General features: G+C 50.3%; 14 protein-coding genes. 6 read left to right on the plus strand and 8 right to left on the minus strand.

The window, feature by feature from the left end:
• Position 1: 1 nt before the first annotated feature.
• From BZG13_RS03320 to BZG13_RS03335, 4 genes are all read right to left on the minus strand, one after another.
• Positions 2-346, minus strand: coding sequence for a hypothetical protein (locus tag BZG13_RS03320; RefSeq protein ID WP_198532053.1), 345 nt, complete (start codon positions 344-346; stop codon positions 2-4).
• Between the two features lie 18 nt (positions 347-364).
• A complete protein-coding gene (locus BZG13_RS03325; protein WP_077485007.1) occupies positions 365-622 on the minus strand; it encodes a glutathione S-transferase N-terminal domain-containing protein in 258 nt (85 codons plus the stop codon).
• 185 nt (positions 623-807) lie between these two features.
• Positions 808-1,326, minus strand: a complete 519-nt coding sequence (locus BZG13_RS03330; RefSeq protein WP_077485009.1) for a GNAT family N-acetyltransferase — start codon at positions 1,324-1,326, stop codon at positions 808-810.
• 12 nt (positions 1,327-1,338) lie between these two features.
• Positions 1,339-1,740 carry a GFA family protein gene (locus BZG13_RS03335; RefSeq protein ID WP_077485011.1) on the minus strand — a complete coding sequence of 134 codons (402 nt, stop codon included), beginning with the start codon at positions 1,738-1,740 and terminating at the stop codon, positions 1,339-1,341.
• Positions 1,741-2,110: 370 nt separating this feature from the next.
• On the opposite strand from BZG13_RS03335, the gene BZG13_RS03340 reads away from it, so the two are divergent.
• The 4 genes from BZG13_RS03340 to BZG13_RS03355 all read left to right on the plus strand — a co-directional run bounded on the left by BZG13_RS03340 (position 2,111) and on the right by BZG13_RS03355 (position 4,415).
• On the plus strand, positions 2,111-2,788 hold the full coding sequence (locus BZG13_RS03340) for a hypothetical protein (protein WP_077485013.1): 678 nt from the start codon (positions 2,111-2,113) through the stop codon (positions 2,786-2,788).
• A 100-nt stretch (positions 2,789-2,888) separates the two neighbouring features.
• Positions 2,889-3,221, plus strand: coding sequence for a hypothetical protein (locus tag BZG13_RS03345; protein WP_077485015.1), 333 nt, complete (start codon positions 2,889-2,891; stop codon positions 3,219-3,221).
• Between the two features lie 134 nt (positions 3,222-3,355).
• A complete protein-coding gene (locus BZG13_RS03350; RefSeq protein ID WP_077485017.1) occupies positions 3,356-3,820 on the plus strand; it encodes a CreA family protein in 465 nt (154 codons plus the stop codon).
• A gap of 40 nt (positions 3,821-3,860) precedes the next feature.
• A complete protein-coding gene (locus tag BZG13_RS03355; RefSeq protein ID WP_077485019.1) occupies positions 3,861-4,415 on the plus strand; it encodes a DUF1415 domain-containing protein in 555 nt (184 codons plus the stop codon).
• Here BZG13_RS03355 and BZG13_RS03360 read toward each other — a convergent pair.
• Positions 4,376-5,071 (minus strand): fumarylacetoacetate hydrolase family protein, encoded by a 696-nt coding sequence (locus BZG13_RS03360; protein WP_077485021.1) that lies wholly within the window; start codon positions 5,069-5,071, stop codon positions 4,376-4,378. The genes BZG13_RS03355 and BZG13_RS03360 overlap by 40 nt on opposite strands.
• 154 nt (positions 5,072-5,225) lie before the next feature.
• Between BZG13_RS03360 and BZG13_RS03365 the strand changes: the two genes are divergently transcribed.
• Positions 5,226-5,918 carry an HAD-IA family hydrolase gene (locus BZG13_RS03365; protein WP_077485023.1) on the plus strand — a complete coding sequence of 231 codons (693 nt, stop codon included), beginning with the start codon at positions 5,226-5,228 and terminating at the stop codon, positions 5,916-5,918.
• Here BZG13_RS03365 and BZG13_RS03370 read toward each other — a convergent pair.
• On the minus strand, positions 5,874-6,593 hold the full coding sequence (locus BZG13_RS03370; RefSeq protein WP_077485025.1) for a GntR family transcriptional regulator: 720 nt from the start codon (positions 6,591-6,593) through the stop codon (positions 5,874-5,876). The two genes, BZG13_RS03365 and BZG13_RS03370, sit on opposite strands and share 45 nt — an antisense overlap.
• A 227-nt stretch (positions 6,594-6,820) precedes the next feature.
• On the opposite strand from BZG13_RS03370, the gene BZG13_RS03375 reads away from it, so the two are divergent.
• On the plus strand, positions 6,821-9,712 hold the full coding sequence (locus BZG13_RS03375) for a ligand-binding sensor domain-containing protein (RefSeq protein ID WP_241824769.1): 2,892 nt from the start codon (positions 6,821-6,823) through the stop codon (positions 9,710-9,712).
• A gap of 75 nt (positions 9,713-9,787) precedes the next feature.
• Here BZG13_RS03375 and putP read toward each other — a convergent pair whose 3' ends face one another.
• Both putP and BZG13_RS03385 read right to left on the minus strand, forming a co-directional pair.
• Positions 9,788-11,284, minus strand: coding sequence for a sodium/proline symporter PutP (gene putP, locus BZG13_RS03380; protein WP_069360866.1), 1,497 nt, complete (start codon positions 11,282-11,284; stop codon positions 9,788-9,790).
• 47 nt (positions 11,285-11,331) lie between these two features.
• Positions 11,332-12,042: an aldehyde dehydrogenase family protein gene (locus BZG13_RS03385; RefSeq protein ID WP_077485029.1), complete on the minus strand. Its 711-nt coding sequence runs from the start codon at positions 12,040-12,042 to the stop codon at positions 11,332-11,334.
• Positions 12,043-12,047 lie beyond the last annotated feature (5 nt).

Genomic DNA, 12,047 nt, shown 5'->3' on the forward strand with positions numbered 1-12,047 from the left:
TTCATCCTCGCTGTTTGCGTGCCCAGTGGATGTAGTCTTGGATCACAGGCTCAGCAAGTAAAAGGTCGAGAGTGTGTAATGCGCGACCCAGGTGTTTTTCACTGAATTGGCGATGAATAAAAGCATGGCAAGGCCGGCATACCCAAATACCGTGCTCACGCATGTAAGGTCGGGAAAAACGTTTAGTGAACCATTTGTTGTTGTGACAAGTTTTGGGGATCAAGTGATGGAAGGTCAGCGGCCTTAGATGCTGACACAGTGCACAGGGCGTTGAAGAAGGCGGAGAGGCAGGCATACAGGTAATAATACGTAAAAAGAAGGTCGCACCGATAACTGCGACCCTCATAACCAGTATCTGGTTCAATTACGCGAAGTTGTCACGCAAGTATTCAATAATGTCGTCCGATTCGTACATCCACTGAGTTTCGCCGCCTTGATCAATACGCAGACAAGGCACCATGCCTTTGCCGCCTTCGGCCTGTAGGCGTTGCCACTCTTCGGCGTTAGCGTTCATATCCACCAGCGGAATATCTAACTTAAGCTCTGTCATGACTGCACGCACTTTATGGCAAAATGGGCAGTGCTCTTTGTGATACAAGCTTAGTCCGTTCAAATCAGCCATTATGTTTCCTTTTAGGTCATCAGGGCGGCTCTTCAAATACCACCAACTGTGTGAATTCACTCTACGTAATGATGGCATTAAACTTGGTCCCAACGCTAGTCGTTAGCCTGTTTTATTGGCACTACATGAGCAACTAAGAGCTAAATGACAATTAATCTATCACCTCAAGGTATATTGCTCATCACTCAAACGCTGGATAATGTGTTGCGATAACAAAGACAGTCAATCGCTTCACCAGCCACGTGTGCCATGTTGAATTTTTTATCGTATAGGTTAAACCCGTTCCGCTCCAATACTGTTTGCGATGCCATGTTGGTCGTAGACGCCATGGCGTTAAGTGTCACAAGTCCGTATTCGCGCGCGATCTCTAACGCATACTTTACCGCTCGAGAGGCAACTCCTTTCCCGGTGTGTTGCTCTGCAATGCGATACCCTAACGAACCTGATGCAGATACTGTATCAATTTGGCTGATATTAACCCGTCCCAAAAGCTGGCCCCCGGCATCCGTGATCAACATAGGTACGTGTTGTCCTTTCTGATGTAAGGCAAGTAATTCGCAGATGTGATCATACACGCCTGCTCGGCGGTAAAACGCCTCACCGCGCGATTCAATATAGGTTTCAAAATAAGCACGATTTTGTTGTTCAAACTGGAACACCAAGTCCGTATCAGCGAGGGTAAGGGGGCGGATCAGCAGCTGCATAACACGACCACATTAATCCGGCCCATGTTCAAACTGTTTTAATGCCTCATTAGGCGTATGCCATGGTGCCTTCGACGCCGTGTGAATATGAAAATTTGGCGCCGATTGTGGAGCGGTATCCAAAATTCCCAGACGAATATTGAACACCCCCTTATTGATTTTATGAGAGAAAAGGCTCGACCCACATTGCCCACAAAAAGCAAGCACCGTTTCTGCGCTCTTCTCATAATAACGAATATGCGTTTGGCCAGCCGTGACCGAGACTTTGTCTGCCTCTATGCCGCCGACTGATGAATAGTCTGAACCAGTAAACTTTCGACATTCAGAGCAATGGCAGTTTCCCATATAAAGGAAATTGTCAGGTAATGTAAGACGGACACCACCGCATAGGCAACGAGCAGAGAGTGTGGACATGAGCATACCTCTATCTAAAATATCAGACTTTATTGTCTACGCCTGTCTAGCAAAACACAATTAAAATGTTGCATTTCATAGGCATAGCTATCTGTTCATTTTCGCCATTGATGTTTGCCACTTTCGCCCATTTTCTATTTACAGTGTAAATTTATTGACAACGCGTCGACCTAACGAGACGCCTGACGAACAAATGCTCACAATCCTGACGCACTCCTGAAAATATAGTGACATTGATCACATAAATTATTGCAGTTTGATGAAGCCCGCCGTACTATCGACCCAAATGACATTTTTGGGACAAGGGTCACACATAGGGTGATGACACCTGCTACGGACGGGCAGATCGTTTTATCGAATTGAGGATAATATGACATTACCACGATCTTCATGTGCTGCACGTACGGTACTTAAAGGCGCCGGACAATTTTTTGCAATCGCCCTTTACTTCGCAGGTATTGCAGGCATTGTTCATTACAGTGTCGCGTCGCACAACGTTGCTTCCGAATCATCATTGATTGAGCTTTCCCAACTGGGGCTGCTCGCCGCGACGGTATTTGCGTTTCGTCGTGTGGCTAAGTTCAGTCAGTCCCTTCACCACGCTGCCGGGCTTATGAGTGCCTTTTTCTTGGTATTAATGATCCGAGAACTGGATGCCACACTTGATGTGGTAATGCATGGTTTTTGGAAAGTACCGGCACTCATTGTAACGGGGCTCGCCATTTGGCCCGCTTTAAAACACTGGCGAGAGACCCTCACTAGCCTTGCGCAAGCAGTTCATTCAAGGCACAGCACGGTTTTAATGATCGCATTAGCGCTGTTACTCGTGTATTCGCGTTTGTTTGGTATGGGCGAGTTATGGGAACAAGCGATGGGCGCCAACTACGTACGAGATGTGAAAAATATTGCGGAAGAAAGTACCGAATTAGTCGCTTACTCACTCATTTGGCTGTCGGCGCTGGGGTATCTTGCTGAGGCAAAGAAATGGCGTTTCGTAACAAAAGCTCAGCCAAGCCCAACGACAATCGAAAGTGACATCTCTGCCTAATCCCCTCTTCCCCAAACACTTATCTTGTTTTGACGTCGCCAGTGGGCGACGTCGCGGCTTAATGCTAAGATTGAAACAAATAGCATAGGAAGTCAGAAGCATGACGAGAACATTTTTGGTCTTTACGCTCTTTATGAGTATTTTCGCTCACGCTAACACGGAAGATACATCAAACGCCGAGCAGCTGGTGACGGGAAAGAACGAGGCTATTTGCAAATCGACGTTTGGACAAGAAATGATCAGCCAACAAATGACATTTAGCAATCAAGCTAACGCGCAAGACGTTAGACGCATTGCCGAGCGCAAAATTGCGGCAGCCCGAAAAACGTTTGCCGATACAGGCAGCTATTGTGATGCTGCCCAAGTACTGATGAATTTTGAGCCTAAGTCCCTCTCAGGCCAAGATGGCGATGCGCAATTTAAAGAGCAATAATGGACAGTCGGCCATTGGCTTAAATACTTTTACCGGACATTAACGATACTAAGCGGCCGTGATCGACGCACACTTTTCCTCCTCCCGCCTGGGCTGTGATACACTCCTGCCACTGATCAATAAGGGCTCGAATAATGAAGAAAATACTATTCGTTGTTGCGCTTGCCGCGACACTCAGTGGCTGTGATAACGATGAAGTTGGCGACGTAAGCCTAGGGATGTTTACCATGAAAGACATCAAGCTTAACCATCTCGTCGATCCTGTGATAAGCGGGGTGACGTGCCATGTTGCGTCTGTCGAAGCGAACTTAAGCTTTTCTGATCCCAGTGATAGCGCTATCTCTTGTCGTCAAACTGGGGAGATTACGCCCGAGATGATTGCCAATATTGATAAAAGCGCATCGGGCGAAGTGGTATTTAGAAAATCGAAAAGTATTTTCTTCAAGTCGATGAAGATTCGTCGGATCTTCGATGTGAAAAATCAGACCTTGATGTACCTCTCTTACTCAACCAAAGAAACATCCGGCAGCTTTAAGCATAGCTTGTCTACCGTTCCTCTTTGGGGCACCAAGGCGTACCAGTCACAACCACAACAATAATCACCGCCCCGCCTGCAGGCGACATTTAAACGAGAACTCGATGAACAAAGTCGAAACACAGATGAATACGTGGCTAGATGAGGTGGTGATTGGACTAAATCTTTGCCCTTTCGCCGTTAAGCCCCGTCGCAAACAACAAATTCAGCTCACTGTGTGCGACGCTCAGGATGATACCGAGATTTTAACTGCGATTTATCAGGCTTTAGTCCATCTTGATCACACCGATCCTGCCATCACAGATACCACGGTGGTCGTGGTGCCCAACGCGCTCGCTGACTTTGATCACTACCTCGACGTGGTCGATGCTACCGAGGCGATGATTGACCACTACCAGTGGCGGGGAGTTTTCCAAGTCGCCAGTTTTCATCCCGACTATTGTTTTGAAGGGTGCACGCCAGAAGATAGCGAGAACTTGACCAATCGCTCCCCCTATCCATGCTTTCACTTGATTCGTGAAGCCAGCATGTCACGCGCGCTGGCGCATTATGGCCAAGATCCAGAACAGATCCCCGCACGCAATATTGCGCGTGTTTCAGCACTCACCCATGAAGAGCGTCAAGCACTCTTTCCTTGGATAAAAGCCTCATCAGACTGAATCACTACTTGGGGTTGGGCAAGGTGCTGCTCCTCAAGCGACAAGGATAAAAGATCGCCGTTTTCCAGCACACCAACCCCTTCGGGGGTGCCCGTTAGCACAATGTCGCCTGGGTTCAACCAGAATGTCTGGCTTATATGCTGAATAAGCGCGATCACAGGCATTAACATACTCGCGCTATTTCCCTGCTGCCGCCTCTCGCCATTGATGGACAATGTAAAGACGACCTCACGCCAATCATCAGGCACCGCGACAAAACGTCCAATCGCTGCGCTCCCCGCAAATGCTTTTGCCCGCTCCCAAGGCAGTCCTTTTTGTTTTAAGCGGCTTTGCGTTTCACGACGGGTTAAGTCCAGTGCCAGTGTCATTCCGCCCAAGGCGTCTTCAACGGCTTGCTTAGTGGCATGAAATAAAGGTTTGGTGATCAGCACCGCCAGCTCGGTTTCGTAATGAACGGGAGCGAATGACGCCACTATCGCTAGCTTGTCATCTAACGGTTGAATGGCACTCGTCGGTTTCATAAACAGCACAGGTTCGTCCGGAATAGGATTGTTAAGCTCCTGCGCATGGGCAGCATAATTACGCCCTACACACACCACCTGTCCAACGGGCAAATCGATCGCTCCACCCTCTAACCATTGATGTTGATAACGCATCGTTTTCTTCCTTGCTAATGAAAAGTCGATCCCTGACTAATTTTGATAACGAAAAAGGCAAGAATGCAAGACACAGTTAGCATTTCCCGTGTCACTGACTTGTTGATTTTTCTATCTCGTCCAAGGATACAAAGAGAGATTGAAGGGAGCACCTATGCTGCAACATCCACTTGATTCCCCCATCCATTGTGTCATCTTTGACTGCGAAGGGACCTTGGTTGACTCCGAGAAGCTATCTCACCAAGCCTTGGTAGAAACCTTCTCTACATTTGGTGTGCGTATTGATCTGCAAGACTCGCTCGATCATTTTGAGGGCGGAAAACTGACCGATGTCCTCCAGCAAACCTGCGAACGAAACGGGGCACATATTCCTATTGATCAACTCGAGCCACGTTTTCGGCACTTGTGTCGCCAGTATTTCGAGGCTGAGTTAGCACCGGTAAAGGGCATTGAAACCGTCTTACAGGCGCTTGAACAGCAAGGCATTGATGTTTGTGTGGCATCAAATAGCCCCGTAGAAAAAATGGCGCATGCTCTGCGACTCACCAAGCTGTTGCCCTACTTTGAGCATCGCCTATTCAGTGCCTTTGATACGAACAGCTGGAAGCCGGCTCCTGATCTGCTTCACTACGCCGCGATGAATATGGCCTGTCCTACCGGCCAATGTGTGTTCATCGATGACACCAACAAAGGTATCCAAGCGGGGATCAATGCCGAGATGCGTACTATCCACTTTAACCCCAACCCCAATGTACCCACAACGACGCACCCTTTGGTGACTCGGTTATTTAAAAGTGAAGACTTACTCTCGTTTTTTCACAGAGCCAGCCTGAGTATCACGCGCTGAGCCACCACAGAGTGTCACCGCATGTTGCCGCCACCACTCTGTATCAATGCGGATCGTCTGACTCCCTTGGGCGGGCTGGATGCGCCACGCTCGCGTCACCGTTAACACGGGCGTACCCGCAGGCACGGCCAATACACTGGCACGCTCACTGTCTAACGCTTCCCACGCGCTCGACCAAGACACATCCGCGTTCGCTGGCGTATTTAACAACGTTGCCTGGTCACCGGTTTGCCAGACACTGGGGAAATAATCAGGATGGAGAAACGTACGCACAAAGCCAACAGGTAACTGCGCGATCTGAATCAGTCCCTCACCCTCAAACACCTGCGCAAAGGGAGGCAGTTGCATTTGATCACTCACCGCCGCTGACGCCATGGGCGTCTTTTGCGCCAACCAAGCAAATTGACCACCGTGTTGAGAGAAATCATGCTGCCAATCGACGAGTTGGCTGGGATCATACGCACAAGGGGTAGGCGCCACAAACCAGCCACGTCGCTCCCGCCGATATATGCGTCCCTCTGCCTCAAGCACCGCAAGTGCTTCACGCAAGGTGACACGGGTAGTGGAAAAGGTGTCTGCAAGCTGACGCTCACCCGGGAGTTTTTTGTCCGGCGCCAGTAAACCGCGATCAATTTGCGCTAATAATTGCTGGCGAATCGCCATAAATTGCATCATGAGCTGTCAGGCCTGCGTGATCTTTGTATCGCTAGTGTGATCTTTCTCAATTTGCTGTCAAAACCTGACCATTATGTCCAAGAAATAAACAGTGATTAAGATAGAATCGCCAGTCTACGCGGAATCGGAGCAAAGAACAAAAGATGCACCTAAAGAACACACTGAGACATTTCCCATTACAACTAAGCCGACGTCTTGTGTGTCTCACGCTTTTATGTTGGTTAGGTTTGTCAGGACATATCACGCCCAGTTATGCCAAAGATAATCAATTATCTGATTATTTTATTGAAACCTGGACCTCTGCCAACGGATTGCCCCATAACAGCATCAATGCCATCGCCCAAACTTCGGATGGCTATTTGTGGTTTGCCACTTGGGAGGGCGTGGCACGTTATAACGGTTTAGAGTTTGTGCGCTTTGACCGCGGCCCTGACACACAAATGCAAGACTCAGGCACGCGCGCCCTAGCGACCGGACCGAACAATCAACTTTATGCCGGCGGGGCGCGAGGCAGCTTAGTGATGCGCCAAGGCTTTTCGTGGCAGGGCCTTCCCACCGCTCCCAGCCTCATTAATGATGCGCTCCATGACCAAACAGGCGGCTTATGGCTCGCGGTTGAGGGAAAGGGGATTGCTTACTACGCCCCCGAGCAGCTCTCGCAACCCGACCCCACCCCACAGACATTTATCGATACTGTGAGCAGCTATCACCTGACCCAAACCGCCGATGGTCAAGTCTATGCAGCCACCGAAAAAGGGGTCTATCAACTGTCGTTACAACATGGCGCGACGCCTCTCTCTTTTCATAATCTGTTTCGTAAAGCCTTTTATGTTTCGAGTGGTCAGGATGGGAGCCTCCTCGTCGGCTCCGAAAATGGCGCTTGGCGCTATAAAAACAGTCGCTGGACACCACTGGCGAGTGAGCTACTCCACCAAGCGATTACCATGGTTGAACAAGACAGTCGTGGTGCCTATTGGTTCGGCACGCTCAACAACGGGATTGCCCACATGAGAGGCCAACATATCGATTTTCTTGACGATCACCGCGGACTGTCTAACAACCGGATATTATCCTGGTTTGAAGACAATGAAGGCAGTATTTGGATAGGCACCAATGGCGGAGCAATGCGGCTTAGATACGCGCCGTTTGTAACGCTGACTAAAGATAATGGGCTAGCCGGTGACTATGTGCGCACCGTACTTGCGGGCGATAAAAATACGGTGTGGGCAGGGGCCAGTGAAGGGTTAAGCCAAATTGATATCGTACAAGGTAATGCCAAAATATTAGCCGACGACATATCGGTGCTCAGTCTCGCGCCTCGAGCACAAGGTGGCGTCTGGGTGGGTACCTATCAGCAAGGCCTCTATTATTGGGAGCAAGGCTCGCTCACCCCCGCCACAACACTGAACGATCAATTACCTGACCATGAAGTCAGGGCGATTGTCGAACGTAAGGGCACATTATGGGTGGGCACACCACGTGGCTTGATCAAGTTTTCGTCCCCGCCAAGCAACCAACCCGCGCGCGCGTCAGCCGTTTATCAAAAGCGTGCACGCTACACCAGCCAGAATAGTGCCCTCCCCGGCAACTATATTATGTCGTTAACGTTCGACGATACAGGCAAGCTATGGATAGGAACGGGCAGCGGCGCCGGGTATCTGCACAAACAGACCATCATTCCCCTCGATTTCAGCGAGCAAGAGCAAGCGCAGTATGTATTTGGCTTTTTCCACGAACCGGGTTACGTATGGATGGCCACTGATCGAGGAATTATCCGTTATCGGCAGGCGGATGGCCAACTCGCCTTGGTCGGCCGACCCCATGGCCTACCGATTGATAAATTCTTTCAAATCGTTAAAGGCGATGACCAAAGTTTTTGGTTGTCCAGCAACCGAGGGATCTGGCGAGTCAACTATTATCATGCCCATCAAGTAGCGGATAACACCCGCACGCGTATTGACTTTGAGCACTATGATCAAAGTGATGGCATGAGAAATAGTCAGGCCAACGGCGGCTCTAATCCTGCGGCGACCAAAACCGAAAAGGGCGATATTGTCTTCGCCACCGCCAAAGGGGTGACTAGCGTAAAGCCGACCCGGCTAGCGCAATTACTTAGCCAGCCGTTACCGATTGTGATGCAACAAGTGCGATTTGATGGCCAAGCGATTAATCCTGAGGCAAGTAACACCGCACCAGCGGGCACCAATCGCGTATCTTTCTCCTATGCGGCGCTCGGCTATACGATGCCAGAGCAAATCCAATATCGAACGCAGTTAGAAGGGTTCGAATCTGATTGGGCATACCGCCACGAAAACCATATTGCCGAATATACGAATTTACCACCGGGTGACTACACCTTTAAAGTGAGTGCGCGCTACCCCTATAGCGATTGGAGTGATGATGTGCTTAGCTATCGCTTCAGTGTAACCCCCTCGCTTTGGCAACGGTCAGATGTACGTGCGCTAGGTTTTTTGGCCTTAGTCGCCCTCGCCTACGGCGCCTTTATGTGGCGGATCCGCCGGATGCAACAAAAAGAAGCGCAGCTCAAAGCGCTAGTGAAAGAGAAAACACAAGCGCTGCAAGCGCAAGCTGACGACTTTGAACGTATGTCGAAAGAGGATGCATTAACGGGTCTGGCTAACCGGCGTGCGTTTGACGAGTACTGGCACCTCGCCTTTGATGACGCCAACCAGTTGGGCCAGCCCTTACAAGTGGCCATTTTAGATATTGATCATTTTAAGCGCATTAACGATCAGCATTCGCATCTGGTGGGCGATCAAATTATCCAGCGTATTGGGCGCTTTTTGCATAACGAACGCCAACAGTTAAGCCATGTTGCCCGCTGGGGTGGCGAGGAGTTTACGTTACTGTTTGCAGGTACCCCGGCGGATGGCTACACCTACTTTGACGGCTTACGTCGCCGTATCGCGGCACTGACCCTCGACGACATTGCGCCGTCCTTAAAAGTGACGGTGAGCATTGGTGTGGCTGGCAACCATCAGGCCACGGATTATGTTGATGGCCTCAAGCAAGCCGATCAAGCCTTGTACCGTGCCAAGCGCGATGGGCGCAATTGTGTTCGTCAACGTAGTGGTCAATCGTCATACGCGGATGCGTAAAAAAGGTAAAAAAAGGAGCGCCAGCGCGCTCCTTTTTTGTTAGTTCTGATGAAAAAGAACATTTGTCACCAACGCTTACGCCATGGTTTCTAAACTCTTTTCATAAGACTCATATTGCTTGGCTACCGACTCGCTTGGGCCACCGGTTGCTTTACTTACCACAATCGCGCCCAATCCCGCGAAGATAAAGCCAGGAACAATTTCATACAGATCGAAAATGCCGCCTGAAAGCTGTTTCCATACCACAACTGTCACGCCGCCGACGAGAATCGCAGTCAGTGCACCATTTCGGTTCATGTCACGCCAGAACAGGCTTAACAGTAGTGCTGGACCAAAGGCTGCACCAAAGCCTGCCCATGCATACGACACCAGGCCAAGGACTGAGCTTTCTGGATCCATCGCTAAGCCAAGCGCAATCGCCGAGAGCAAGATAACTGCACCACGACCGACCATGACCACTTCTTGCGTGGAGGCATCGGGACGGAACACTTGCTTATAGAAATCTTCTGCTAACGCAGACGACGACACCAGTAGCTGTGAATCCGCGGTACTCATGATCGCGGCCAAAATCGCGGCGAGCAGGATACCGGCGATGACAGGGTGGAAGGCCGCGTTAACGAGAAGCATGAAGATTTTCTCGCCATCCTTCAGGTCACCGGTCATGTCGTTTTGCACGTACAAAATACCCACCAGCCCGATAAGCACCGCACCAAACATTGAAAGCGCAGACCAACCAACCGCAATACGACGCGCGGTGGTAATGTCTTTGTTTGAACGGGTCGCTTGGAAACGTGCCAAAATGTGTGGCTGTCCAAAGTAACCCAGTCCCCATGCGGCCAGCGATGCAATGCCGATCCAAGACAGAGGCTCGCCCTCAACATCACGCCAGATCGTCATCAATTCAGGGTTAATCGCCGCTACGTCGCCACCTAATTTGAAGATGCTACCGTCCATGATAACGAAGGGCACGACCAACAGGGCTGCCGCCATCAACAAACCTTGTACCAAGTCAGTCCAAGATACCGCTAAGAAACCACCGAACAAGGTATAAGACACAACACAAATGGTGCCAATGACCACCGCAGTGGTGTAATCAAACCCAAACACCGTGGTGAAGAGTTTGCCCCCTGCAACCAAACCTGAACTGGTATAGAAAAGGAAGAAAAGCAAAATGAAGAAAGCAGAGATGGTTTGCAGCAGTTTTGATTTGTCTTCAAAACGACGGGCAAAAAACTCCGGTAACGTCAATGCGTTATCTGCTTCAATACTGTAAGTACGCAGGCGCTTGGCACAAATTAACCAGTTCAGGTAAGTCCCTAGCAGCAAACCGCCTGCTAACCAAAGTGATTCCATTCCCGCAGCGTAGGCATAGCCAGGCAGGCCAAGCAGCAACCAACCACTCATGTCTGATGCACCCGCTGACAAGGCGGCGGGCCATGGGCCTAATGAACGCCCCCCGAGGAAGTAGTCTTCGGAGTTGGATGTGCGTTTGTAGGCATATACACCAATGGCAAGCATCATGATGAGATATGCCAGAAAGGTTGCACTGATGGCATAGCTATTGTCTATCATATCTGTCCCTCAATTACATGGCCCCAGTCGGGGCCATCTCTGGAAAGTTAATGTTCACCACTGCCGAGTTCCAGAAGCGTGGCATTACCACCTACAGCAGTGATATTTATGGTTCGGGTGCATTCGGTCACAAAACGCAACACATAGTCGGGCGAACCAATCACGGGATAATGCGCCGTGTCAGTTTCCGCAACCAGTGTGGCAATCACACCCTGTCGTTGTGCAAGTTGGCGATTGACATGCCGCACATGTGCGTCTTCCCCTGTCGTTGCCAACCCGACGATATGCGGATGAACCAGCAGATCGCTAAGCGCGTCAATACCAACGCGCACGGCCACACGGTCTGGGCATCCAGCTTTCACGAGGTCGGCCAGTACAGCGTCGACCATATCAGTGTGAGTGCCCTCAACACTCACTACCACACAATTACCGGCTACCAACGCAGCGGCTAACTGGCCACATAAGGCAACGGACGTCAGCGAGGCATCGCCTGTCACCACGACGGTGCCACGTCCTGCCGTATAGAGCTCGTTAGTTTCTCCTGTTGGCCCTGGTAATTCATGTACTTTGTTGAGCAGTCGGTCTGCGCTGTCGCACTGAAAACGGATCATGCTCGCCGCTTGGGCAAAGTCATCGCCCCGTGCGGCAACGGTTTCAGACCACCGCTGTAATAAAATGATGCGGCCAGCAACGGTTTGATCGTTCCAGTCTTCCCATACCGCGTCACACTGCTCTAAAACGTTATTTAATTGCTCCATCACGC

This window comes from Salinivibrio sp. ML323 (assembly GCF_001995745.1).
Taxonomy (GTDB): domain Bacteria; phylum Pseudomonadota; class Gammaproteobacteria; order Enterobacterales; family Vibrionaceae; genus Salinivibrio; species Salinivibrio kushneri.